Annotated in this window: 26 protein-coding genes; 16 read left to right on the forward strand and 10 right to left on the reverse strand. The window is 58.1% G+C overall.

Features of this window, described 5'->3' with window-relative positions; genetic code table 11:
* Positions 1-2: 2 nt before the first annotated feature.
* The 6 genes from atuC to ppnP all read left to right on the forward strand — a co-directional run bounded on the left by atuC (position 3) and on the right by ppnP (position 6,740).
* Positions 3-1,619, forward strand: coding sequence for a geranyl-CoA carboxylase subunit beta (gene atuC / locus AC3ZVB_RS08070; RefSeq protein WP_490146265.1), 1,617 nt, complete (start codon positions 3-5; stop codon positions 1,617-1,619).
* Between the two features lie 25 nt (positions 1,620-1,644).
* Positions 1,645-2,802, forward strand: a complete 1,158-nt coding sequence (gene atuD / locus AC3ZVB_RS08075; RefSeq protein WP_490146266.1) for a citronellyl-CoA dehydrogenase — start codon at positions 1,645-1,647, stop codon at positions 2,800-2,802.
* The gene (locus AC3ZVB_RS08080) at positions 2,799-3,596 is read left to right on the forward strand and encodes an enoyl-CoA hydratase/isomerase family protein (protein WP_490146267.1); all 798 of its coding nucleotides are present in this window, start codon (positions 2,799-2,801) and stop codon (positions 3,594-3,596) included. Before atuD ends, AC3ZVB_RS08080 begins: the two co-directional genes overlap by 4 nt.
* A 214-nt stretch (positions 3,597-3,810) precedes the next feature.
* On the forward strand, positions 3,811-5,772 hold the full coding sequence (locus AC3ZVB_RS08085; protein WP_490146268.1) for an acetyl/propionyl/methylcrotonyl-CoA carboxylase subunit alpha: 1,962 nt from the start codon (positions 3,811-3,813) through the stop codon (positions 5,770-5,772).
* 71 nt (positions 5,773-5,843) lie between these two features.
* Positions 5,844-6,386, forward strand: a complete 543-nt coding sequence (locus AC3ZVB_RS08090) for a 3'-5' exonuclease (protein ID WP_162436319.1) — start codon at positions 5,844-5,846, stop codon at positions 6,384-6,386.
* Between the two features lie 69 nt (positions 6,387-6,455).
* Positions 6,456-6,740, forward strand: a complete 285-nt coding sequence (gene ppnP / locus AC3ZVB_RS08095) for a pyrimidine/purine nucleoside phosphorylase (RefSeq protein WP_010461229.1) — start codon at positions 6,456-6,458, stop codon at positions 6,738-6,740.
* Between the two features lie 72 nt (positions 6,741-6,812).
* Here ppnP and AC3ZVB_RS08100 read toward each other — a convergent pair whose 3' ends face one another.
* Both AC3ZVB_RS08100 and AC3ZVB_RS08105 read right to left on the reverse strand, forming a co-directional pair.
* Positions 6,813-7,619 (reverse strand): MOSC domain-containing protein, encoded by an 807-nt coding sequence (locus AC3ZVB_RS08100; RefSeq protein WP_490146269.1) that lies wholly within the window; start codon positions 7,617-7,619, stop codon positions 6,813-6,815.
* An 80-nt stretch (positions 7,620-7,699) separates the two neighbouring features.
* On the reverse strand, positions 7,700-8,635 hold the full coding sequence (locus AC3ZVB_RS08105; protein WP_194692956.1) for a chemotaxis protein CheV: 936 nt from the start codon (positions 8,633-8,635) through the stop codon (positions 7,700-7,702).
* 428 nt (positions 8,636-9,063) lie between these two features.
* Between AC3ZVB_RS08105 and AC3ZVB_RS08110 the strand changes: the two genes are divergently transcribed.
* The 3 genes from AC3ZVB_RS08110 (at position 9,064) to AC3ZVB_RS08120 (ending at position 11,420) form a co-directional block, all read left to right on the forward strand.
* A complete protein-coding gene (locus tag AC3ZVB_RS08110) occupies positions 9,064-9,534 on the forward strand; it encodes a hypothetical protein (protein WP_162436322.1) in 471 nt (156 codons plus the stop codon).
* 336 nt (positions 9,535-9,870) lie between these two features.
* Positions 9,871-10,764, forward strand: a complete 894-nt coding sequence (locus AC3ZVB_RS08115) for a sensor histidine kinase (RefSeq protein ID WP_490146270.1) — start codon at positions 9,871-9,873, stop codon at positions 10,762-10,764.
* Positions 10,761-11,420 carry a response regulator transcription factor gene (locus AC3ZVB_RS08120; RefSeq protein WP_162436324.1) on the forward strand — a complete coding sequence of 220 codons (660 nt, stop codon included), beginning with the start codon at positions 10,761-10,763 and terminating at the stop codon, positions 11,418-11,420. Before AC3ZVB_RS08115 ends, AC3ZVB_RS08120 begins: the two co-directional genes overlap by 4 nt.
* On the opposite strand, the gene yegS is transcribed toward AC3ZVB_RS08120, so the two are convergent.
* On the reverse strand, positions 11,404-12,321 hold the full coding sequence (yegS, locus tag AC3ZVB_RS08125) for a lipid kinase YegS (protein WP_490146271.1): 918 nt from the start codon (positions 12,319-12,321) through the stop codon (positions 11,404-11,406). The two genes, AC3ZVB_RS08120 and yegS, sit on opposite strands and share 17 nt — an antisense overlap.
* A 218-nt stretch (positions 12,322-12,539) precedes the next feature.
* Between yegS and AC3ZVB_RS08130 the strand changes: the two genes are divergently transcribed.
* Positions 12,540-12,734 (forward strand): hypothetical protein, encoded by a 195-nt coding sequence (locus tag AC3ZVB_RS08130; RefSeq protein WP_162436326.1) that lies wholly within the window; start codon positions 12,540-12,542, stop codon positions 12,732-12,734.
* 64 nt (positions 12,735-12,798) lie between these two features.
* On the opposite strand, the gene AC3ZVB_RS08135 is transcribed toward AC3ZVB_RS08130, so the two are convergent.
* A complete protein-coding gene (locus tag AC3ZVB_RS08135) occupies positions 12,799-13,986 on the reverse strand; it encodes a molybdopterin molybdotransferase MoeA (RefSeq protein ID WP_208525843.1) in 1,188 nt (395 codons plus the stop codon).
* 22 nt (positions 13,987-14,008) lie between these two features.
* Positions 14,009-14,548, reverse strand: a complete 540-nt coding sequence (moaB, locus tag AC3ZVB_RS08140) for a molybdenum cofactor biosynthesis protein B (RefSeq protein ID WP_490146272.1) — start codon at positions 14,546-14,548, stop codon at positions 14,009-14,011.
* 81 nt (positions 14,549-14,629) lie between these two features.
* On the opposite strand from moaB, the gene mobA reads away from it, so the two are divergent.
* Positions 14,630-15,232: a molybdenum cofactor guanylyltransferase MobA gene (gene mobA / locus AC3ZVB_RS08145; protein ID WP_194692961.1), complete on the forward strand. Its 603-nt coding sequence runs from the start codon at positions 14,630-14,632 to the stop codon at positions 15,230-15,232.
* A gap of 77 nt (positions 15,233-15,309) precedes the next feature.
* A complete protein-coding gene (locus tag AC3ZVB_RS08150; RefSeq protein ID WP_045058103.1) occupies positions 15,310-15,531 on the forward strand; it encodes a YgdI/YgdR family lipoprotein in 222 nt (73 codons plus the stop codon).
* Between the two features lie 71 nt (positions 15,532-15,602).
* On the opposite strand, the gene AC3ZVB_RS08155 is transcribed toward AC3ZVB_RS08150, so the two are convergent.
* From AC3ZVB_RS08155 to AC3ZVB_RS08170, 4 genes are all read right to left on the reverse strand, one after another.
* Positions 15,603-16,493 (reverse strand): pseudouridine synthase, encoded by an 891-nt coding sequence (locus tag AC3ZVB_RS08155; RefSeq protein WP_194692962.1) that lies wholly within the window; start codon positions 16,491-16,493, stop codon positions 15,603-15,605.
* A gap of 68 nt (positions 16,494-16,561) precedes the next feature.
* Complete coding sequence (locus AC3ZVB_RS08160; protein WP_162436331.1) at positions 16,562-16,879, reverse strand: transcriptional regulator; 318 nt, start codon at positions 16,877-16,879, stop codon at positions 16,562-16,564.
* A 129-nt stretch (positions 16,880-17,008) separates the two neighbouring features.
* Positions 17,009-17,245 carry a glutaredoxin family protein gene (locus AC3ZVB_RS08165; RefSeq protein WP_490146273.1) on the reverse strand — a complete coding sequence of 79 codons (237 nt, stop codon included), beginning with the start codon at positions 17,243-17,245 and terminating at the stop codon, positions 17,009-17,011.
* A gap of 125 nt (positions 17,246-17,370) precedes the next feature.
* On the reverse strand, positions 17,371-18,579 hold the full coding sequence (locus AC3ZVB_RS08170; protein WP_162436333.1) for an ammonium transporter: 1,209 nt from the start codon (positions 18,577-18,579) through the stop codon (positions 17,371-17,373).
* A gap of 303 nt (positions 18,580-18,882) precedes the next feature.
* Here AC3ZVB_RS08170 and AC3ZVB_RS08175 point away from each other — a divergent pair, with 303 nt between their 5' ends.
* The 4 genes from AC3ZVB_RS08175 (at position 18,883) to AC3ZVB_RS08190 (ending at position 21,210) form a co-directional block, all read left to right on the forward strand.
* Entirely contained in the window at positions 18,883-19,197 is a 315-nt protein-coding gene (locus AC3ZVB_RS08175) for an ElaB/YgaM/YqjD family protein (RefSeq protein WP_162436334.1), read from the forward strand.
* Position 19,198: 1 nt separating this feature from the next.
* Positions 19,199-19,588, forward strand: coding sequence for a phage holin family protein (locus tag AC3ZVB_RS08180; protein ID WP_162436335.1), 390 nt, complete (start codon positions 19,199-19,201; stop codon positions 19,586-19,588).
* Positions 19,585-19,926 carry a hypothetical protein gene (locus AC3ZVB_RS08185; RefSeq protein WP_162436336.1) on the forward strand — a complete coding sequence of 114 codons (342 nt, stop codon included), beginning with the start codon at positions 19,585-19,587 and terminating at the stop codon, positions 19,924-19,926. The genes AC3ZVB_RS08180 and AC3ZVB_RS08185 overlap by 4 nt, the downstream gene beginning before the upstream one ends.
* Before the next feature lie 120 nt (positions 19,927-20,046).
* Positions 20,047-21,210: an EAL domain-containing protein gene (locus AC3ZVB_RS08190; protein ID WP_490146274.1), complete on the forward strand. Its 1,164-nt coding sequence runs from the start codon at positions 20,047-20,049 to the stop codon at positions 21,208-21,210.
* A 45-nt stretch (positions 21,211-21,255) separates the two neighbouring features.
* Here AC3ZVB_RS08190 and AC3ZVB_RS08195 read toward each other — a convergent pair whose 3' ends face one another.
* On the reverse strand, positions 21,256-22,617 hold the full coding sequence (locus AC3ZVB_RS08195) for a deoxyguanosinetriphosphate triphosphohydrolase (protein ID WP_235992926.1): 1,362 nt from the start codon (positions 22,615-22,617) through the stop codon (positions 21,256-21,258).
* Between the last annotated feature and the right edge of the window lie 96 nt (positions 22,618-22,713).

The raw sequence follows: 22,713 nt of genomic DNA on the forward strand, positions 1-22,713 counted from the left end.
CCATGCCGGTCATCCAGTCGCAGGTGGACCCGTTCAGCGAACCGTTCGCCCGGAACCGCGCAGCCATGCTGGTGGGCATCGAGCATGTGCGCCAGCTCGAACAGAACCTGCTGAACAAGGCTGCCGAGGCCAAACCCAAGTTCGACAAGCGCGGGCAATTATTGCCTCGGGAACGACTCAACCTATTGCTCGATCCCGGCGCACCGTTCCTTGAACTGGCGAGCCTGGCCGGCTACAAGCTGCATGATGACAAGGATGGCAGTTCAGCCGGTGGCGGTTTGATCGCAGGGATCGGCTACGTCTCGGGCGTGCGGGTGCTGGTGGTGGCGAACAACAGCGCGATCAAGGGCGGGACCATTTCCCCCAGCGGGTTGAAAAAATCCCTGCGCCTGCAACAGATCGCGATGGAAAACAAACTGCCGGTGATCACCCTTGCCGAGAGCGGTGGCGCCAACCTGAATTACGCAGCGGAGATTTTTGTCGAGGGCGCGCGCAGCTTCGCCAATCAGGCGCGCATGTCGGCCATGGGACTGCCGCAAATTACCGTCGTGCACGGTTCCGCCACCGCCGGCGGTGCCTATCAGCCTGGGCTGTCGGATTACGTGGTGGTGGTGCGCGGCAAGGCCAAACTGTTTCTCGCCGGACCGCCGCTGTTGAAGGCCGCAACCGGCGAAATCGCCACCGACGAAGCACTGGGAGGCGCCGAGATGCACGCGCAAATCGCCGGCACTGCGGAGTACCTGGCCGAAAACGATGCGGATGGCGTGCGTCAGGTACGTGAGATTGTCGGTCTTTTGCCGTGGAATGCGCGACTACCCCTCGCCCAGCCCCGGCAGTATGACGAACCGCTCTACCCCATCGATGAGTTGCTTGGGCTGATCCCGGATGATCCGAAGAAACCCTACGATGTGCGCGAAATCATCGCGCGGATTGCCGACGCGTCGAACTTCCTCGAGTTCAAGGGCGAGTTCGATCAGCAAACCATTTGCGGTCACCTGCACATCCAGGGCCGCGCCTGCGGATTCATCGGCAACAACGGCCCGATCACGCCCAAAGGTGCGAGCAAGGCCGCGCAGTTCATCCAGCTGTGCGACCAGAGCCAGACACCGCTGCTGTTTTTCCACAACACCACCGGGTTCATGGTCGGGACGGAATCGGAACAGCAAGGGGTCATCAAACATGGCGCCAAAATGATCCAGGCAGTGGCGAACGCTCGTGTGCCTAAACTGACCATTGTCGTCGGCGGCTCTTACGGTGCCGGTAACTATGCGATGTGCGGCCGCGGTCTCGATCCCCGTTTCATCTTTGCCTGGCCCAACAGCCGCACGGCGGTGATGGGCGGCGCCCAGGCCGGCAAGGTGCTGCGTATCGTCACTGAAGCCAAGCAGGCCAAAGACGGATTGGTGCCCGACCCGAAAATGCTCGACATGCTGGAAACGGTCACCGCGCAAAAGCTCGACAGCCAGTCCACTGCACTCTATGGCAGCGCCAGCCTGTGGGACGACGGTCTGATTGACCCGCGTGACACCCGGACCTTGCTCGGCTACTTGCTGGACATCTGTCACGAGGCCGAAGTGCGGCCGCTGCAAGCCAACAGTTTTGGTGTAGCCCGCTTCTAAGAGCGATCAACGGAGAATAATAAAAATGATCTTCACCCAGGAACACGAAGCACTGCGCCGCACGGTCCGCCAGTTTGTCGATCACGAGATCAATCCTCACGTCGAAGAATGGGAAAAAGCCGGGCGCTTTCCGATTCACGAGATCTTTCGCAAGGCCGGGGATCTCGGTCTGCTGGGGATTTCCAAACCGGAAAAATTCGGTGGCATGGGCCTCGATTACAGCTACTCCATTGTTGCGGCAGAAGAATTCGGCACCATTCATTGCGGCGGCATTCCGATGTCCATCGGCGTGCAGACCGACATGTGCACGCCCACACTCGCGCGGTTCGGCTCCGATGATTTGCGCGAGGAGTTTTTGCGCCCGGCGATCACCGGCGAACAGGTCGGCTGTATCGGGGTGTCCGAAGTCGGCGCCGGTTCCGATGTCGCCGGTTTGAAAACCACCGCGCGCAAGGACGGTGACGACTACGTGATCAACGGCAGCAAAATGTGGATCACCAACTCGCCGAGTGCCGATTTCATCTGCCTGCTGGCCAACACCTCGGACGACAAGCCGCACATCAACAAGTCGCTGATCATGGTGCCGATGAACACGCCGGGGATCAGCCTCAGTTCGCACCTGGACAAGCTCGGCATGCGCAGTTCGGAAACCGCCCAGGTGTTTTTCGACAACGTGCGCGTGCCGCAACGCAACCGCATCGGCCACGAAGGCGCGGGCTTCATGATGCAGATGCTGCAGTTCCAGGAGGAGCGGTTGTTCGGCGCGGCCAACATGATCAAGGGCCTGGAATACTGTATCGACAGCACCATCGAGTACTGCAAGGAGCGCAAGACCTTCGGCAATGCGCTCATCGACAATCAGGTGATTCACTTCCGCCTGGCCGAGCTGCAAACCGAAATCGAATGCCTGCGGGCACTGGTCTATCAGGCGACCGAGCAATACATCAAAGGGCAGGACGTCACTCGCCTGGCGTCCATGGCCAAACTCAAGGCCGGGCGCCTGGGACGCGAAGTCAGTGACAGTTGCCTGCAATACTGGGGCGGCATGGGCTTCATGTGGGACAACCCGGTGGCCCGGGCGTATCGCGATGTGCGTCTGGTGTCGATCGGCGGCGGCGCCGACGAAATCATGCTGGGGATCATCTGCAAACTCATGGGCATTCTGCCGGGGAAAAAGAAATGAGTACCTTGCCGGATTGCCAGACGTTGCTGCTTGAACCGCATAACGGCGTGCTGCACATCACCCTCAATCGCCCGGAAAGCCGCAATGCCATGAGCTTGCAGATGGTTGCAGATTTGCGCGCGGTGCTGGCGGCCGTGCGCGATGACCGACACATCCGTGCATTGGTGATCGGCGGCGCCGACGGGCATTTTTGCGCCGGTGGCGACATCAAGGACATGGCCGGCGCCCGGGCTCAGGGCGCGGCAGGTTTTCGCGATATGAACCGGGCATTTGGCGCACTGCTGCAAGAGGTGCAACACGCCCCGCAAGTGGTGATTACCGTGCTGCAAGGTGCAGTGCTGGGCGGTGGCCTGGGCCTGGCCTGCGTCAGCGATGTCGCATTGGCCGCTCATCAGGCGCAGTTCGGCTTGCCGGAAACCAGCCTCGGTGTGCTGCCGGCGCAGATTGCCCCCTTCGTGGTCCAGCGCATCGGCCTGACCCAGGCACGACACCTGGCGCTGACAGCAGCGCGTTTCGACGGCACCCATGCGCGGCGTATCGGTCTGGTGCATTTCGTCGAACATGACGCCCAAGCCTTGGCCGAGCGCCTCGACGAGGTGCTGGCGCATGTGCTGTGTTGCGCGCCGGAGGCGAATGCACGCACCAAACAACTCCTGCTGGCGAGTGCCGGGCAACCTTCAGATACCTTGCTCGATGACGCGGCGCAGTGGTTCAGCGAAGCGGTGACCGGGCGTGAGGGCGTCGAGGGAACGATGGCTTTTGTGCAAAAGCGTAAACCGGGGTGGGCACCCTAAGAGCATCGCGGGCAAGCCCGGCTCCCACAGGTTCTGTATTGCCCCCACAGACTCTGTACTGGCCCCACAGACTCTGTATTACCCCCACAGGCTCTGTATTACCCCCACAGGTTTGAGTGGCAATGAAGTTTTGTGAACAGCACTGAACCTGTGGGAGCCGGGCTTGCCCGCGATGAGGCCCTCGAATTCACCGAAAAACAAAAGGGAAACCCACATGCCCGCGCTCAAAAAAATCCTGATCGCCAACCGCGGTGAAATCGCCTGTCGCATCCAGCGCACCGCCCAGGCCCTGGGCTACCGCACCGTCGCCGTCTTCAGCGATGCCGACGCCGACGCCCTGCATGTGCAGATGGCCGATGAGGCCGTCAACATTGGCCCGGCGCCGGTGCAGCAATCCTATCTGAACATTCCAGCCATCATCGAAGCTGCGCGGCGCACGGGTGCCGACGCGGTGCATCCCGGCTACGGTTTTCTCTCGGAAAACGCCGGGTTCGCCCTCGCCTGCCAGGACGCCGGTCTCACCTTCATCGGCCCCAGCCCCGAAGCCATCGAACTGATGGGCAGCAAGCGCCTGTCGAAAATCGCCATGATCGACGCGGGTGTGCCGTGCATCAAAGGCTATCAGGGCGCTGCACAGGACGACGCCACCCTGAGCCGCGAGGCGCAATCGATCGGCTATCCGCTGATGATCAAGGCCAGTGCCGGCGGTGGCGGGCGCGGCATGCGTCTGGTACACGACGAAAACGACTTGCTGGAACAGATCCGCACTGCACGCTCCGAGGCGTTGAACGGTTTCGGCAGCGACGAGTTGATCCTCGAACAAGCTTTGATAGACCCACGCCATGTCGAGGTGCAGCTGTTCGGCGACCAGCACGGCAACCTGATTTACCTCGGCGAGCGCGACTGTTCGATTCAGCGCCGACATCAGAAGGTTATTGAGGAAGCGCCCTGCCCGGTGATGACGGCCGAACTGCGCCAGACCATGGGCGAGGCGGCGCTCAAGGCCGGTCGTGCGGTGAATTACGTCGGTGCCGGCACCGTGGAGTTCCTGCTGGATGCGCGGGGGCAGTTCTACTTTCTGGAGATGAACACACGGCTGCAAGTCGAACATCCCGTGACCGAACTGATCACCGGCCTTGACCTGGTGGCCTGGCAGTTGAGGGTCGCCGAGGGGTTGCCGCTGCCGCTTCGCCAGGAGCACGTGCAACTCAACGGCCATGCCATGGAAGTGCGTTTGTACGCTGAAGATCCGGCGCAGGGCTTTCTGCCGCAAACCGGCCGTGTCACCGCGTGGGAGCCGGCGTTGCAGGCGGGTGTGCGGATCGACCATGGTCTGGTCGAAGGCCAAATCATCAGCCCGTTTTATGACCCGATGCTCGGCAAGATCATCGCCCACGGCGCCACACGGGAAGAGGCGCGGCGCAAGTTGCTCAGGGCGGTGCAAGACAGCGTTTTGCTGGGCCTGCACAGCAATCAGCGTTTGCTCGAAGGCTTGCTCGAGCACCCCGCGTTTGTCAGTGGCGATTTCAGTACCGGATTTATCCCGACCTGGTTCACCGACCATGCCTGCCTGCAGGCGCAGATACCGACCAATGAACAATTGGCTATCGCGGCCGCGCTGTTTTATCACGGCTCTGCGAAGGTACATTCGTCTTCCCTGCCGGGTTGGCGCAACAACGCCAGCGTCCCCCTGCACTATCGCATCGGCCTGGGTGAGCAGGAGTGGGTCGTTGAATTGAACGCCGTGCCGGGTGAGCTGTACCGGATTCAAATCGCTGCTCAAACGCTGAACCTGAAGGTCATTGAGTGCGACGGGCGAACTGCCATCCTGGAAATCGATGGCATTCGGCGCCGGCATATCTACCGTCTCGACGCTGGAGAACTGTGGCTGTTCACGGGGCCTGGCAGCCTGCGACTGGTCGATCGTACGCAAGCGCTGGTCAGTGCTCAGGTCAGCGTCAGCAGCGGCACCCTCAAGGCGCCGATGGATGGCGCCATTGTCGATGTGCTGGTCAGTGAGGGCAGCACCGTCGTCAAAGGCCAGCTGCTGGTGGTGCTCGAGGCCATGAAGATGGAGCATCCACTCAAGTCGGGGATCGATGGCGTGCTCAAACGCTTGCAAGTCAGCGTGGGCGATCAAGTGAAAAATCGACAGATTTTGCTCGAGGTCGAATAAGCCGCTAGGCGGATCCGCCGGGTTTGGCTACGCTCAAGCCCTATCAAGACGCGGATACCAGGAACCCTGCGATGCCCCATTGGCTGGTCATTGATCTTGAAGCCACCACCGACGAGGGTGGTTGGCCAGTAACAGAAATGGAAATCATCGAAATAGGCGCCACGCTGGTGGACCGTAAAGGCCGAGAGCTGGATCACTTCCAGCGCTTCGTGCGGCCTTTGCGTCGACCCTTGCTGACGCCGTTTTGTCGTGAGCTGACGCACATCACTCAAGCCAATATCGATGTTGCGCAACCGCTAAGCGAAGTCTGGGCGGCGTTCGAACGCTGGCTGGGCCAGCATCATGAACGCCTGGAAGGCTGGGCCAGTTGGGGGGATTACGATCGCAAACAGCTGCTGCAGGAATGGCAACGCCTGCAACTCGACAGCCTGCTGAGCCGCGTACCGCACATGAACCTCAAACAGCGCTTTGCCAAGGTGCGTCGACTGGAAAGGCCGTTGGGCCTCAATGGCGCCCTGCAACTGGCCGGCATGCAGTTCACCGGGCAACAACACCGGGCGCTGGAAGATGCGCGCAATACGGCGCGCTTGCTGCCGCTGATTCTCCCCGCCTAGAGAGGTGACGGCGCCGAGGGCCTTGTGCATACTGGCCGGCCCTTTTAAGCCCTTTTCGAGGAATCGCCCATGTTTAAAGTCAACGAGTACTTCGACGGCACCGTCAAGTCGATCGCCTTTGGCACTGCAGAAGGTCCAGCGACCATCGGCGTCATGGCTCCGGGCGAATACGAATTCGGCACCAGCCAGCGGGAAATCATGCACGTGGTGACCGGCGCCCTGACCGTCAAACTGCCTGACAGCACCGACTGGGAAACCTTCGCCGCCGGCAGCCAGTTCAACGTACCCGCCAACAGCAAGTTTCAGCTGAAAGTGGCTGTCGACACGGCTTACCTGTGCGAATACCGCGGCTAAAACCCCGGGTTTTCACAGCGATAAAAAAATGCCCGCATCCTTCGATGCGGGCATTTTTCATTCCGGGTAGGGTTACTCGAGGATGGTCACCGACATCCCGACTTCAAGCCGGCCATTGCTGTCGTTGACCAGGTTCTGGCCGAACATCGCACCGTCGGCTTCAGCACGGTACTTCTGCAACATGGCCAAGGGTTCGCGGTCTTCGCTGCGCTCACCGGTCTGCGGATCGATGGTGGTCAAAATGCAACGTGCACAGGGTTTGACGACACGAAATTCAACGTCGCCGATGCGGATGCGCTTCCAACCGTCTTCGGCATAGGCTTCGGCGCCCTCGATCACCAGGTTTGGCCGGAAGCGCAGCATTTCCAGCGGACGGCCCACTCGATGCGACAAGTCGTCCAGGGATGCCTGTCCGATCAGCAACAGCGGGAAGCCATCGGCGAAGGCCACTTGATCGTCGTCTTTGCCGTAACCGGCCGACGTGGTCCTGGCACGCTCCAGCGGTACCTGCACCAGGCGAGTGGGTTTACCCACGAACTCACTGACCCACGCGCCCGCCTCATCCCCCGCATCCGGTACGCGCAGCGTGTCGCGCCAGAGGGTCACGCCACGCAATGGCGCACGATCGTCAGGCAGCGCGATATCGATGGGGTTGTAACCCGGAGCACTCAGGGTCAAGCCACCTTCGGTATTCCACAACGCGGACAACTGGCTCATTTTGGCCACCGCGCGTTGGGACAGAAAGCGCCCGCTGGCTTCGTCCACGAGCATCCAGCGTCGGTCGCCGTCCACACCCAGTTTGTCGAGATTGACCTTTTGCAGGGTCTCGCCCTTGCCGGACTTCAACGGATAACGATAGAGCGCGCTCAGATGCAGCATAGCCAGCTTCCTAGTAGGCAAAGCGCCACCCTATACGAGCTTCATCGCCGAATCAAAGGCTTGCTTGAGGGTTGATCGGGTCAGGCCGGAACTTCATCGCGCATCAACCGCTGGCGCACCACGTCCACGAGCTTGTCCGGCTGGAACTTGGAAAGGAAGTTGTCGCAACCGACCTTCTTGACCATCGAGTCGTTGAAGCTGCCGGACAACGAGGTGTGCATCACCACGTACAGGCCTCGCAGGCGCGGGTCGTTGCGGATCTCGGTGGTCAGGCGATACCCGTCCATTTCCGGCATTTCCGCATCGGTAAAAATCATCAGCAGCTTGTCCGTCATGTTCACGCCGGTGTCAGCCCAGGCCTTAAGCATGTTCAGCGCTTTCAAACCGTCGCTGGCGATGTGCATTTTCACGCCCAACTGACCTAGCGTGTCGCGCAATTGCGACAGGGCCACGTTGGAGTCATCCACCAGCAATACTTCACGGCCACGGGCGCGTTCGAGCACCGGGTCTTCGAGTTTTTCACGAGACACTTTGGCGTTGTACGGGACGATTTCCGCCAGGACCTTTTCAACGTCGATGATTTCCACCAACTGATCGTCGACCTTGCTGATAGCCGTCAGATAGTGCTGGCGGCCGGCACTGGTCGGCGGCGGCAGGATGGCTTCCCAGTTCATGTTGACGATGCGGTCCACACCGCCGACAAGAAACGCCTGCACCGAGCGATTGTACTCAGTGACAATGATGGTGCTGGTAGGGCTTGGCACCAACGGACGCATGCCAATGGCCTGGGACAGGTCGATCACCGGCAAGGTTTGCCCACGCAGGTTGACCACGCCACAGACAAAAGGATGGCGCTGGGGCATCAGGGTCAGTTTCGGTAACTGCAAGACTTCCTGAACCTTGAACACGTTGATCGCAAACAACTGGCGCCCGGCCAGTCGGAACATGAGGATTTCCAGGCGGTTCTCACCCACTAGTTGCGTGCGTTGGTCTACCGTGTCGAGAATGCCGGCCATCAATGACTCCTGAGCTTGTTCTGTGAATTCACTAAAGAGGGTTATCGGCTGTTTAAAGCAGACCTTGACCCTATTGCAAAATGCCACTCTCCAGCATTGATGTCACATTAACATCATGCTCTACTGATGACGCGACTTCATCTGCTCTACTCCCTCGCGGCGCGACAACTTTTCGCTCGCCAGGTTCCCCTGTGTAAGGGATTCCCTTACCCACAATCAGGCCTAACCTGATATTCGCCATATCCGATAGCTATTAATGTGACGCCATTCTCATTGCATGAACGGAGTCAGGCTTTTGTGTGCGATCGCAGGTCAGTGGCCATCCAGCCGTTCGAGTTATCCGGCATACGCCTGGACGGGCTGGGACACTTACGCGCATGTCGATACGCACGGCATTTCCTCTTTTGACATGACGTTGTGGAGCCAGCATGCAAATCGACCATAAAGAGTGGGCGCAACGGTTTCCGGAATTCCTCGTCGAGGCTCAATTGCTCTTGGCCAAAACCGAGGAGTGCCTCAGTCATCTGCAACTGATCAGCAATGACAGGGACGCCATCGATTGCATGCTCAGCACCCTGCTCAAGCTGGCCAGCAAGGCAGATGCAATCGCTCTGGCAGCCATTTCAGAGTTTTCTCTGCATATTCACGAACTGCTCAACCACGCGCAAAACCACATGCAATTGCATGACGAGGCCTTGGCTGCGCTGAAAGACTGCCTGACGCTGATTGCCTGGCAGCTCGAGCTTATCGACCAGAAGACGGGCCAGCTCAGCCTGGATGACAGCGAACAGATATCGCTGATAGAAACGTTTGCGTTTCAAGTCGGGCACAGTCAGTTTCAGCCGATGCCCACCTCTTTCCCGTTTACCCTCGTCCCCCCTTTGAAAGCGCAGGCTTGATCGATCGCCTGTTTTTTATGCGGTGTCAGGTAGTTTTAAACGTTCACGCTCAGCGTTGATTTTGAAGTGCGCGATGTCGTCATTGAAATTTCATACCTGTTCACGACATCTTGAATCAATGTGTTCCTGCCAGAGAGTTCTTCTACAGAAAGAGCCCCTCGAATAAACATGTTTACCCAATGTTTAAAGCCAACTACCCCGCGCGACCGACGGTATCTTCAGTGGTATTATGCCGACCGTTAATTGACGTCAATTAATGGCACCCTGTTTCCATACCGAGATCCGTCATAGCACCAGACGATCTTCCCGCAGCGAACATCCATTGGCTCCATCTCTATGTACGCCAACCTCAAGTCAATCACCCAGTGGCCACCCGTCCCCGTGACCGTACGCCGGCTTACGCTGCTGCTGTGTGCCTGTTCGACGCTTGGTAGCCTGGTGATTTACTGCTCATCCATGCCTTTTCCGCTGGGCCTGCTGATACTGAATGCTGCGGCATTGATCGGATTAGCGGTACAGCATCACCTTTCAAGTTCGCTCATCAAGTTTCAACCGCAGGAACTGGCCGACCGGTTGCTGGAGGTTCAGGAAAACGAACGTCATCGGCTCAGTCGCGAACTGCACGACGATATCGGCCAGTTGCTGACGGCGGCAAAGCTTCAAAGCGACTGGCTCAAACGCCGGATACCCGAAGAACTCGCTGCGCATTGCTCGGAACTCTGCGACACGCTGGAAGAAACCCTGGTGAAGGTTCGCGACGTTTCGGCCATCCTGAATCCCAGGCAACTGGCGAGCCTTGGGCTGGAAGCCAGTCTGCGTGCCCATCTGCTCAAGACGCTGGCCAACACCTCAGTTAACTGGAGCCTGGAGTGCCATCAAAGGCTCATCGGCATACCTGAGGAAACCGCCGTCGCCGTCTTTCGAATTACTCAGGAAGCGGTGACAAACATCCTGCGCCATGCCCAAGCGAAAAATCTGCTGGTCAGCCTGCAACGCTTACCGCAGGGTTTGACGCTGCTGATCAGCGATGACGGAGCGGGGTTTGCACCCTCGACGGATCCGGGGCGTGAAGGTCAACGCGGAATGGCCGGAATGTCGGAGCGGATCGAACAGTTGGGCGGCACATTGGCAGTGATCAGCAAGCCGGGCAACGGCACCCGGATCGAAGCACTTTTCCCTTGGGCCCCTCGAGCACTTGAACGGGCCAGTACCCATAAGGTTATGCGTTGACTTGTAACTTACTTCTGGTGGATGACCACTCGCTCATCAGGGCTGGCGTGCGCGCGCTGGTGCTGGATATTCCCGGTTATGCAGTGGTCGGTGAAGCCAATGACGGATCGCAATTGCTCGAGATGGTCGAGCAACTGACGCCAGACATTGTCCTGCTGGATATCTCCATGAAGGAAACCGACGGTCTGGAGGCCTTGCAACGCCTCAAGCGCGTGCGCCCCCAGAGCAAAGTATTGATCCTCTCCATGCACACCGACCCGGCACTCATCATGCAGGCACTGGAGTCTGGCGCCCATGGCTACCTGCTCAAAGACACCACCGCCACCGAACTCGAACATGCGCTGGAGGCCCTGCGCAACAACGAGCGCTACCTGAGCCCGGCGATCGCGCACACGGTCATCAACCAGGCATTGATCAGCTCCCGGACAAGTCAGGCGGAACCTGTCGTCACGCACAACCTGACGGCACGTCAGCTTGAAATACTGCGGTTGATTGTCCGGGGGAAATCCACCCGTGAAATCGCCAACGGCCTCGGCCTGAGCATCAAGACCATCGAGACCCACCGCTCGCAGATCATGAAACGCCTGCAAATCTACGACGTAGCCGGACTGGTGCTGTTTGCGGTGCGCGAACAGATCATCAGTCTGGACGATTAGCGATGCCTGGAGCACTCAACAGCGGTGAGTGCTCGGGTAGATGCACCCGCAGCGCCCCCGCTCGCGCCGAGAAGCGCAGATTATCGCCTTCCAGCGGTTCGCCATCCAGATTGATGTAAAGACCTTCCGCGACTTTGATCTCGACCCAGGGCAGGCGGGCTCGCACAAACATGTTGTCGATACCAAAGCCATCAGCCAGCAGGTTTTTCAAGGTGCCAACCAGTTCCTGAGGTGCAGGCAAGATACTGATATCCAGCAAGCCATCATCGGCCAGCGCATCAGGGCACAGGACATGCCCGCCGCCTGCCTGTCGGCCGTTGCCGATACCCAAGGCCAGTAACTCGCCCTGCCAATGAAAATCCGGCCCCTGCAACTCGCCGTAGGCCGCATGCAGTTCACTGAAGCGTGACAAGCCGGTGAACAGATAAGCCGCGCCACCGAGGACTTTTTTCAGGTCCTCAGAGGTGTTTGCGGTGACCTGGCTGCCGAAGCCGCCAGTGGCCATGTTCAGGAACACCTGTCCGCCGACCTCGCCCAGGTCAATGGCTCTCGCCGGAGCATCCAGAAGGTCCAGCGCTTGATCGGGTTCCAGAGGTACGCCGGCGGCACGAGCAAAATCATTGGCGGTGCCCAAAGGCATCAGCACCAGGCTGGCCTCCGTCGAATGTGCAGCCATGGCTTCGGCGATATCGCGCAACGTGCCATCCCCTCCTCCGGCGATGATCTGCTGATAACCCGCCGTCAGCCCTTCATCCACCAGCCGTTGCGCATCACCGGCCTCCCAGGTCACCCGAACGGCCAACTCCCAGCCCTGCTGGCGTTTGCTTTCAACCGCCGCACGAACCTCTTCGTTGAGCGCTTGCTTGCCATGCAGAATCAACAGCGCCTTGCGTTCGCTCATCGCGTTCTCTCCCAGAAATGAATTCCGTATGGCAGTTGTGACCTCGGTAGCGCGTAAAAAAGCCGCAAGGATTCGAATTATTTAACGGAGGGCGGGCTCGCGTCCTACAGGACGGGGTTTTTTCTTACAAAACGTGAGGAATCGGCTCAATTGACCACTGAGGATCGTTGGTACAACTTGGCGCCTTCTGTTGCCCGCCGTAAAAGGAGAAGTAAAACATGGAACCTCGCACCGTTGATCTGCAGGCCCAACTCGAAGGCATGCGCCGAGACATGGACGTCATCCGTCAGAACGTCAAGACCATCAAACACCGGCTCGCCTATACAGCTGGTGGAGCCGTTGTGGTTCTCGGCGTGCTGGCCTGGATCGCCAACAGTCGTTTCGAGCAGATCGTAGCGCTGCTGGCTCGATAGCGGGCAGCCCTCAAACGCAAAACCCGGCCAATCGACCGGGTTTGCCTTGGGCGTACATCAGCTATCAGCCCAGTACTTCGCTCAGCGGGATAAAGCCTACAGACTCACCCTCGGCCAGCGTGCGACCTTCCAGGACTTCAACCAGACCGTCCGCCCACGCTGCGCTGCGCAGCACACCGGAACTCTGATTCTTGTAGATGATTGCCCGGCCATTCACCAGACGCCCGCGCAAGTACTCGCGACGATTGCCAGCCTGAGGCCACGCAAACCCCGCCGGCACCTGAAACTTCAAGGGTTCGACGTCCTGCACGCCCTGACGGCGCAATAGATACGGCCTTGCCAGCAAGGCAAAGGTGACCAGGGTCGATGCCGGATTGCCCGGCAATCCAATCACCGGTACGCCCCGAAAATGTCCGAATGTCAGCGGCTTCCCAGGCTTGATGGCGAGTTTCCACAACGTCAACTCGCCCTCTTCTCGCAGCGCGATCCCGAGAAAATCAGCTTCCCCTACCGAGACACCGCCGGTGGAGAGAATCAGGTCGACATCATTCAATTCGCCCAGGCGAAGACGAGTCGTCGCAAGGTCATCGGGAAGAATACCGGCGTCGATCACCTCACATCCCAAACGCTGCAACCAGCTGCAGAGCAACACTCGATTGCTGTTGTAGATTTGACCGGGACCCAGCGCCTGACCTGGCTCAATCAATTCATCGCCAGTGGACAGCACTGCAACGCGAACTTTGCGAATCACATCCAGCTCAGCGCACCCCAGTGAAGCCGCCAAGCCTTGCTCGATCGGACCCAATCGCGTGCCGGCAGGTAAAACAAGTTCACCCACCGTGGTTTCCTGACCTTGCGGCCGAATGTTTTGACCCACCGTCATGGCTTCGGTAAACCGTATCCGCGCGTCCGGCTGAACCTCGGCGTTCTCCTGCATCTCGACGCAATCGGCCCCTGCCGGAACAGGCGCACCGGTGAAGATTCTGGCACAGGTGCCTGGCTGCAAAGGTTGCGGTGCATTGCCTGCAAAAACCTTCTGGCTCACCACCAGCGGCTCGCCGGTCCAGTCGGACACCCGCAAGGCGTAACCATCCATGGCACTGTTGGGCCAAGGCGGTAAATCCAGCGTCGAAACCAGATCATCGGCCAGCACACGGCCCTGAACCTGCGCCAACGGCAAGCGCTCACGTTCGACAATCGGCTTGGCTTCAGCCATTTCCAGCAAACGCGCCAGCGCCACCTCGACTGGCATCAGGCTACCGGCTTTGCCCGGCTTACCCGCGGGATTCACAGGGAGCCGCCTGTTTCAGGTGCGCGACGAAGTTGCACGGGCGGTGCCGTGAATCCAGCTGCTCAGCCAAAATGCCATCCCAACCGGTCCGCACGGCATTGGTCGAACCCGGCAAGCAGCCGACCAGCGTGCCATTGGCCAGACCCGCCAGGGCGCGGGACTGGACAGTGGAAGTGCCGATGTCGGCGACCGAAATCTGCCGGAACAGCTCGCCAAAGCCATCCACGTGTTTGTCGAGCAGGCAGCTCACTGCTTCGGGGGTGCTGTCGCGCCCGGTAAACCCGGTGCCGCCGGTGATCAGCACGACCTGGACCACGTCATCGGCGATCCAGGTGGCGACTTGCGCGCGTATTTTGTAGAGATCATCTTTGAGTAAAACCCGCTCAGCCAGGTTATGGCCGGCGGCGATCAAACGGTCAACGAAGACCTGGCCGGAAGTATCGGTTTCCAGGGTACGGGTGTCGCTGACCGTCAGCACTGCGATATTGAGCGGTGCGAAAGGTACATCAGCCTTGGCTTTCATAGGCTCGTCCAGTTGTAGGAGAAACAGCCCGGTGTTATATCACAGCGCTCCCTTTTTTCGCCGCCCCCATGGAGACCGACCATGACCTTGAACTCGGATTTGCCACCCTGCTCCATTCTCCTGCTGGCGGGTGGTCGCGGCCAACGGATGGGGGGGCAGGACAAAGGATTGCTGGAATGGCATGGCGAGCCGTTGATTGCCCATCTGCAGCGCAAGACGCGATCGCTGAGCGATGATCTGATTATCTCGTGCAATAGGAACCTGGAAAAATACGCGCCCTACGCCGATCAATTGGTGCATGACGATGAAGGTAGTTTTCCGGGGCCATTGGCCGGTATTCGCGCAGGGTTGAAGGCCGCTCGCCATGCGTATTTGCTCGTGTTGCCATGCGACGTACCGCGCATCGATGCACGGCTGCTTCATGACATGCGCAAATCCGCCAGCCTGCACCCGGAAAAACCCTTGATGCTGCGCCACGGTGAGCATTGGGAACCGTTGCTGTGCGTCATTCCCGTGGCGCTTCGCGATGCCTTCGAAAATGCTTGGGACAATGGCGAACGCAGCCCCGGTCGAATTATGCGCGAGCTAGACGCGACGGCCCTGCAATGCCCGGATAACGACCCGCGCCTGGCTAACCTCAACACACCGGAACTGTTAAGCATGCAACCCAATGTGTCAGACTGACACTAGCCAAGGAACTTGCACGCGTTGTATACGTCTACAAGCTCAGTAACCAAAGAATTCATATCGGAGACACACTCATGACTCAACGGACCCTCGCCACTTTCATGCTCGCACTGGGCCTAGCGACCCTTGCTGGTTGCTCCTCGCCTACCGTGATCACCTTGAATGATGGTCGCGAAATCCAGGCTGTCGATGCGCCAAAATACGATGAAGACTCAGGTTTCTACGAGTTCCAGCAACTCGACGGTAAAGAAACCCGCATCAACAAGGATCAGGTTCGCACCGTTAAAGAGTTGTAAGTGTTGCGGTGACACCCGATGCCAAAAAAAGCCCGCGTAATGCGGGCTTTTTCGTGGATGAGGGAAAGTGCTCACCACTGCAGGGTAATTTCACTTTCGAAATCACGTTCCTCGCCGGTGATCGGGTCTATGAATCGCAATCCCTGGGCCAGCAGCTTCAGTGGGTTGGCGTAGTCATCTTCGACGTCTTTAAGCACCTGCGGATAGAACGGGTCGTTGCAGATGCTCGCGCCCAATGCGGTCATGTGCACCCGCAGCTGATGTTTTTTGCCGGTCACCGGGTACAGCGCGTATCGCCAGAGATCACCGTGCTTTTCCCTGACGTCGACGGCCGTCTCGGTATTGCTGGCACCGGGCCCCTCCTGCATGCGGAAGAAAGGCTCGCCATCAATGAGCCTGCTTTTATGCACCAGCGGAAATGTCAGGTCAGGCAAGGCACGGGCGATGGCTTCGTAGCGTTTTTCGATGCGACGTGTCGGGAACAGTGACTGATAAGCCGAACGACTCTGCGGGTTCGCCGAAAACAGCACCAGCCCCGCCGTATGGCGATCAATGCGATGCAGTGGCACGAGATGCGGGTTATCCAGTCGACGGATCAACCGCCGAAGCAACGTTTGCTCGACGTACTCACCCGCCGGCGTCACCGGCAGAAAGTGCGGCTTGTCCGCGACCACCAGATGCTCATCTGCATACAGAATCGACTCGATCACCGGAATCGGTTTCTCGTCCGGCACTTCCCGAAAATAGTGAATGCGCAGACCTTCCTTGTAGGGCAGGTCAAGCGCGATGGGCAGACCTTGACCGTCGAGAACCCGACCTCGGGCAATTCTGTCCAGCCACTGTTCACGGCCAATAGCGCTGAAGTGCTCGCACAGGCAGTCGAGCACCGTCAGCCACGACCCGGGCGGCAGGTAGAGTGTGCTGGCCTGACTGTGCGCAGCCGAAAAAGTTGAAGTGGACATACGAAAGCTCTAGAGGCTGATGGCCGGCATTATCCAGCAGCTGCCCATATGAACCTAGTGGAGAATCCCTACGCAGGTATCTGCGCACGAGCTGCCGCCTCAGTGAATTCCTTGAGCCAGCGCAATACATCAACGGCCTCCCAGCGACCGGGATCGTAAAGCGCGTACATCAATCCCTGATACCCCACGACATCCAGTTGCCGGTGGTAACCGGCACGCTGGAACAATGCCTCGATTTCGGCGAAGCACGTATTGAAATGCAACTTGTTGAACGGGGTTTTCCCTTCCGTGACCAGGCCGTCCAGGCGCAATTCGAGGACCGCCTCGCGCACGACATCCGCCGACATTCGGTTCACGCTGTTCTTCAATTGTTCGACATTGACCATGACTCATCCTCTGACTCGCGGGATCGTCCCGCAAGACAGGCGATCCGAATAACTGTACAGGCATACAGTAACCGAATCACCGTCCATTCGCCAATGGATCAGACACTGACCGCGACGGATGGGAAAGAATCAGCGCAGGAAAGCCACGACCTGCTCGGCATCGAATGGCCAGTCGAGCTCGGCACCGGTATCAAGACGGCGCAGGACCGGAATACGCAAACCGTAGTCTTCGATCCAACCTTCGTTTTCCGCAATATCCACCAACTCGACCATCAAACCGTGCTCGACCAAGGGCATCAGTTCTTCTTCGGCCAGTTCACAGAGATGGCAACCCAGGGTGCCGAACAGCTGACATTCAGGAGGCATGACTACAAGTCTCGGCAAAGTAGAGGTTCATTCTAGGCCCGCGATAAAAAGCAGTCGAGACGACGGCTCAAGCTACCGCGCAATGGCCGTTGCGCAAGCGCTCTGCGATCCGCCGCCGACCCTGATCAATCCTGACTGACAGCGCCAATCTTGTGCACCGACAAATCCGCGCCGTAATACTCCTCTTCCTGGCTCAGGCGCAGTCCATGAAGCGCCTTGATCACGCCATAGACCGTAAACCCGCCGACCAGCGCCACGACCACGCCGAGCGAGGTCCCGATCAATTGGCTGATCAGGCTGACACCGCCCAGTCCGCCCAATGCGCTCTGCCCGAAAATGCCGCAGGCAATCCCGCCCCAGACACCGCACAGACCATGCAGCGGCCATACACCCAGCACATCGTCGATGTGCCATTTGCCTTGAGCAGCGGTGAAGCACCAGACAAACATTGCCCCCGCTATCGCGCCCGTAATCAATGCGCCAACCGGGTGCATCAGATCGGAGCCGGCGCAGATGGCCACAAGTCCGGCCAGCGGACCGTTATGCAAAAAGCCCGGGTCATTGCGTCCGACGATCAACGCGGCCACGGTGCCGCCCACCATGGCCATCAGCGAATTCACCGCGACCAGGCCGCTGACGCCTTGCAGGGTTTGCGCGCTCATGACGTTGAACCCGAACCAGCCAACGATCAGAATCCACGAGCCCAGCGCCAGAAAGGGAATGCTCGAGGGTGCGAATGCCACCAGGCGTCCGTCGCGATAGCGCCCTTGCCTCGGGCCAAGCAGCAACACGGCCGCCAGCGCCAGCCAGCCGCCCATGGCGTGCACGACCACCGAGCCCGCAAAGTCGTGGAAACCGGCACCGAAACTCGCCAGTAACCACGCCTGAAACCCGTAATTTCCGTTCCAGACCATGCCTTCGAAAAAAGGATAGATGAACGCGACGATCAACGCCGTCGCGCACAGCTGCGGGACGAACCTGGCACGTTCGGCAATGCCGCCGGAAATAATCGCCGGTATCGCCGCCGCAAAGGTCAGCAGGAAGAAAAACTTTACCAGGCCATACCCGTGGTCGGCAGTAAGCACCGCCGCCGGTTGCATGAACGTCACCCCATATGAAATCCAATAGCCTATAAAGAAGTAGGCCAATGTCGAAATCGCGAAGTCACTGAGGATTTTCGATAGCGCATTGACCTGGTTCTTTTGTCGAACCGTGCCAACTTCGAGGAAGGCAAATCCGGCGTGCATCGCCAGCACCATGACCGCGCCGATTAGAATGAACAGCGTATTGGAGCTGTGAACCAGACCGTCCACAGCGCTTTGCAAATTTTCCATGGGTTGGCAGACCTGAAGGCTAAAAAAGCACCAAAGCAGTTCGCGCAGACAATTCGTGCACCAAGTTGCGACTCAACGAGTCTTCATAGAGGTCCTCGAGAGCCGCTTTGGCGCACAAGGCCGGAACCTTTGCGCGCGTTTTCGTTATTTGAGATAAGGTTTCGCCCCAATCATGCTCACCAACAGCGCGATAGCGCAGACTGGCGCACCAACTCATAGCAAAAGCTGTACCAGTGATTTGTACTGAACCTTCGCGCAAGGCTCATACTCGAACGCAACAGAAGCCACTTACGGAGATCACCAATGGCCAGCATCAAGGCAAAGACTGCTCAAGAAATCCTGATGAACGATTTTCAGACCCTGGTGCACGATACCGAGCGGTTGCTCGAACACACCGCCTCCCTGGCCGGTGACCAAGCCGATGAGCTGCGTGACCAGATTCACGACAGTCTTTTGCGTGCACGGGAAACCTTGAAGCTGACTGAAGATTCACTGCGCGAGCGTGGTGCGGCTGCTGTGACCGCCACGGAAGATTATGTTCAGGCCAACCCTTGGCAATCGGTCGGTATTGCGGCCGGCGTGGGTTTCCTGATTGGCCTGCTGGCCACTCGGCGCTGATATGGCAATCGGCGAATCCGGCTCGTCGGCGACGGGCCCAAGCTCCTCACCGCGGCGCCTCGGTGCCGCTTTCCTTGGACTGCTGCACAGCCATGTCGAGCTATTCGGCATTGAACTGCAGGAGCAGAAAGCACGCACAGTAAGCCTGTTGCTGTTCGCAGGCCTGTCGCTGGTTTTTGCCTTGCTGTTGCTGGTGGGACTGTCGACGCTAGTGATGATCCTGTTCTGGGACACGTACCGCCTGCCTGCCATCATTGGACTTTGTGTGTTCTATACCTTGGCAGCAATCTTCTGTGCGATGCGTTTGAAAGCGGCGATTTTCGACGAGTCCTCGCCTTTCCACGGCACGCTTGAAGAGTTGGCCAACGATCGGGAGCGCCTGCTGCCATGAGCCTGCCTGAACTGCCTCATAACAACTCGCGCACAGAAATGCGCAAGGCCCTGATCCGCCTGCGTATGGAAATGCACCGGCAGGAAATTCGTCATGAATCCCAACAATTGCTGCAGCCTTTGCAGCGCGTAAGAGGAATGACGCAGAGCCTGCAAGGTGGTTTCGGCATCAAGCACGCCCCGCTATGGGGCGTGGCGGCCGTAACACTGTTGGGTTTTCTGACGGGCAAAGGCGCCAAGAGCGGCGGAACCAGCAGCGTAACCCGTCTGGTTCGACTGGGTGCCACATTGGGGCCGCTGATCAAGCTTGTCATGCAAGGCTCATCGCGCAGGCCTTGATGCCATCATCTGGCTGCATTCTTGCAACATCACAGGATTGAACCTCTTTATCGAGAGGTTTAATCCTGTGTGCCTACCCTGTGCCCAGGTATCAAAACAATACTTTACTAAGGAGGCCTCGTGATCGACGGGCAACCGCTCGCCTGCTTTCAGCCGTTCATCGATACCGCCACTGGCCGCATAGCAGGTGTCGAAGCCTTGGGTAGACTGCGTCATCCGGACGGTCATCTTGCCTCGGTTGGCCCCTTGTTTGCCGATCCCCGAACACCTGCCATCGCTCTGCGACGACTCGATCGCCACATCCGTGAAAACGCCCTGAGCCGCCTGCACGAAGCGCCGGCGGACTGGTTTCTCAGCCTGAACATGTCGCCGCGGTGGATCAATCGCCTGCGCCCGGATCAGTCGCTCCCAAGCCTTAAACAACTCGCCCGATACGACGTCGACCCGCGTCGCATCGTTTTCGAGATCACCGAATTGGGTGGAAACATCCAGCGATTGGCAGACGTCGTTGCCCGCTATCGGCAGGCGGGTGCCCGAATTGCCATCGATGATTTCGGTGCCGGGTACTCTCAGCTGGATCGAGTACTGGCCTTGCAACCGGACATTCTCAAACTGGACATGCGCCTGTTCCAGGCCGCCGCATTAGGTGGCCCCAGCAGTGACGTGGTTAAAGCTCTGGCGCAAATGGCGGAAAAAACGGGTTGCTGGATCATTGCAGAAGGGGTGGAGACCGACGCTCAGCTGAATTTTGCCCTGGAGTGCGGTTCGCGCTACGTACAGGGTTTTCTGTTCGCCCGGGCCGAAGAAGAGTTTTTTGCAACCGAGGCCTTTGTGAGGCAATTCGCTCAACTTCGCCAGCGTTACGTTCAACAAAAACTGAGCGAACGCGGTCGTCTGATGATCATGCGCCAACAGCTCAGCGAGTTGATGTCCATTCTGCAGGCCTGGGCACACGCCCGGGCGCCGCTTAGCGCATTACCACAACTGGATGCGTTCCCCTGGCTGTTGCGCTTTTATCAATGTGACCGCCACGGCACGCAGCTGACGCCGAACCTCGAATGGCGAAACAACGGCTGGGAATCTGACAATCGCTACCTGGGTCATAATTGGTCATGGCGTCCCTACTTCTACCACTTGCTGGCGGAAGGTTGGGACGAGCGCCGGTTGACGCTTTCCAACACTTATCGCGATGCCACCACGAACCAGTACTGCCTAACGGCCGGGCAGTTTTTCGATAACGGCGAGCGGCTGTTACTGATTGATATCGATGCTGTCGGACTGTAGCGAGCTGGACGCCTTAAAAGCCCTAAAAATAAAAACTCCCTACCTTCAACGATCTCCGCCCAAGCCATTAAATTGGCGAGCCAAGTGCATCGCGTAGTTATCCGTCATACCACTTACGTAATCCAGAACCTGCATGATTGCGCCGTACTCTTTGGAGACACCTGACTGACTCTCCAGATTTTTCAGGTCCAGTCCGAAAAGCTCTACCACCCTGCGGGTCTTGGAATCAGCGACACCACCCTTTCTGACATACTCCAAGGCAGCAGAGCAACTCACATTGAGCAAGGTAGAGAGGGTGCTATAAGCCCCGATTTCCAACTCAACCTTACGCGGATGCTGAAAGATCTCATCTCGGGCAAGACCTTTGGCGGCGGATACACAGTCACGCACGTTCCTGTCACACAGATCCAGGATGCCTAACACTTTGCCGGTCATGATGTCGTTATGGTTATTCATGAAAGCAGCCGCTCCAGCATCTACAAAAGCTGAAATGACCTTTCCACGAACCATGGAAAGCCTACGCCCCACTTTCATACCCTGGATTTCTTTAACCAGCTGATTCTTTTGATGATCATCGAGGACCAGGCACAGAATCTCAAAGACCTTATCCCATTCAAGGATCCCCATCTCTACGCCATCTTCCAGATCAAGAATGGCGTAGCAAAAGTCATCGGAGACTTCCATCAAATTAGCCAGTGGATGTCGGCATCGCCATCCATCACCCAACTTCAACAAACCAGTCGCATCAGCGACTTCATTAAACAAATCCAACTCAGAACAGTAAATACCGTATTTGTTCTCGATAGGCCTCTGCTTGTTAACAGCATCACCCGCCAGCCAGGGGTATTTAATGAACGCCCCCAGTGACGCGTAAGTCAGGCGCATACCCCCTTCATAAGGATGATATTCCGAGGTCGTTAAAACCCTGAACCCTTGGGCATTACCTTCAAATCTACGCAAATCAGTAGCTTCGTGGAATGGCAAGTGTTCAATTAACTTCGCCCCCACATCATTGGAGAACCAGTGACGAATGGCTTCTTCACCTGTATGCCCGAATGGAGGGTTACCGATATCATGCGCGAGACAAGCAGTCTGGACAATATCACCAATATCAGACGCTGAATGTTGTTCAGGGATAAGTCTTTCATTCAGAAGTTCCTGGCCTACTCTGACTCCCAGCGTCCGACCCACACAAGCCACCTCCAAGCTGTGCGTGAGGCGATTATGAACATGATCATTAGTGGCAAGAGGATGCACCTGAGTTTTTCTTGCGAGACGTCTGAACGCACCGGAGAAAATAACCTTGTCATGGTCTGAGTGGAAAGGTGACCGGCCCAGCTCGGATTTAGGCGGCCGACCGCCAAGACGGGTGTTATTCAGCAACTTGTCCCAACTCATTCTTTCCATGCTCGCCTCTCAAATCAGTTACATAACGCCCAATGTAGCTCACTCACACCATATTTCAAAACACATTAACAAACACAAGCAACTTACATCATCAGT

This window comes from Pseudomonas sp. MDV22-iso1 (genome assembly GCF_058145095.1).

Excerpts from the sequence above, each read along its gene's own strand:
- AC3ZVB_RS08195 (WP_235992926.1), bottom strand. The coding sequence starts at position 22,617 with ATGGAAAGAATGAGTTGGGACAAGTTGCTGAATAACACCCGTCTTGGC.
- AC3ZVB_RS08085 (WP_490146268.1), top strand. The coding sequence starts at position 3,811 with ATGCCCGCGCTCAAAAAAATCCTGATCGCCAACCGCGGTGAAATCGCC.
- AC3ZVB_RS08090 (WP_162436319.1), top strand. The coding sequence starts at position 5,844 with ATGCCCCATTGGCTGGTCATTGATCTTGAAGCCACCACCGACGAGGGT.
- ppnP (WP_010461229.1), top strand. The coding sequence starts at position 6,456 with ATGTTTAAAGTCAACGAGTACTTCGACGGCACCGTCAAGTCGATCGCC.
- mobA (WP_194692961.1), top strand. The coding sequence starts at position 14,630 with ATGACCTTGAACTCGGATTTGCCACCCTGCTCCATTCTCCTGCTGGCG.
- AC3ZVB_RS08080 (WP_490146267.1), top strand. The coding sequence starts at position 2,799 with ATGAGTACCTTGCCGGATTGCCAGACGTTGCTGCTTGAACCGCATAAC.
- AC3ZVB_RS08160 (WP_162436331.1), bottom strand. The coding sequence starts at position 16,879 with ATGGTCAATGTCGAACAATTGAAGAACAGCGTGAACCGAATGTCGGCG.
- atuC (WP_490146265.1), top strand. The coding sequence starts at position 3 with ATGCCGGTCATCCAGTCGCAGGTGGACCCGTTCAGCGAACCGTTCGCC.
- AC3ZVB_RS08180 (WP_162436335.1), top strand. The coding sequence starts at position 19,199 with ATGGCAATCGGCGAATCCGGCTCGTCGGCGACGGGCCCAAGCTCCTCA.
- AC3ZVB_RS08105 (WP_194692956.1), bottom strand. The coding sequence starts at position 8,635 with ATGGCCGGCATTCTCGACACGGTAGACCAACGCACGCAACTAGTGGGT.
- AC3ZVB_RS08185 (WP_162436336.1), top strand. The coding sequence starts at position 19,585 with ATGAGCCTGCCTGAACTGCCTCATAACAACTCGCGCACAGAAATGCGC.
- AC3ZVB_RS08165 (WP_490146273.1), bottom strand. The coding sequence starts at position 17,245 with ATGCCTCCTGAATGTCAGCTGTTCGGCACCCTGGGTTGCCATCTCTGT.
- AC3ZVB_RS08130 (WP_162436326.1), top strand. The coding sequence starts at position 12,540 with ATGGAACCTCGCACCGTTGATCTGCAGGCCCAACTCGAAGGCATGCGC.
- AC3ZVB_RS08155 (WP_194692962.1), bottom strand. The coding sequence starts at position 16,493 with ATGTCCACTTCAACTTTTTCGGCTGCGCACAGTCAGGCCAGCACACTC.
- moaB (WP_490146272.1), bottom strand. The coding sequence starts at position 14,548 with ATGAAAGCCAAGGCTGATGTACCTTTCGCACCGCTCAATATCGCAGTG.
- atuD (WP_490146266.1), top strand. The coding sequence starts at position 1,645 with ATGATCTTCACCCAGGAACACGAAGCACTGCGCCGCACGGTCCGCCAG.
- AC3ZVB_RS08170 (WP_162436333.1), bottom strand. The coding sequence starts at position 18,579 with ATGGAAAATTTGCAAAGCGCTGTGGACGGTCTGGTTCACAGCTCCAAT.
- AC3ZVB_RS08150 (WP_045058103.1), top strand. The coding sequence starts at position 15,310 with ATGACTCAACGGACCCTCGCCACTTTCATGCTCGCACTGGGCCTAGCG.
- AC3ZVB_RS08110 (WP_162436322.1), top strand. The coding sequence starts at position 9,064 with ATGCAAATCGACCATAAAGAGTGGGCGCAACGGTTTCCGGAATTCCTC.
- AC3ZVB_RS08115 (WP_490146270.1), top strand. The coding sequence starts at position 9,871 with ATGTACGCCAACCTCAAGTCAATCACCCAGTGGCCACCCGTCCCCGTG.
- AC3ZVB_RS08100 (WP_490146269.1), bottom strand. The coding sequence starts at position 7,619 with ATGCTGCATCTGAGCGCGCTCTATCGTTATCCGTTGAAGTCCGGCAAG.
- AC3ZVB_RS08175 (WP_162436334.1), top strand. The coding sequence starts at position 18,883 with ATGGCCAGCATCAAGGCAAAGACTGCTCAAGAAATCCTGATGAACGAT.
- yegS (WP_490146271.1), bottom strand. The coding sequence starts at position 12,321 with ATGAGCGAACGCAAGGCGCTGTTGATTCTGCATGGCAAGCAAGCGCTC.
- AC3ZVB_RS08135 (WP_208525843.1), bottom strand. The coding sequence starts at position 13,986 with ATGCCAGTCGAGGTGGCGCTGGCGCGTTTGCTGGAAATGGCTGAAGCC.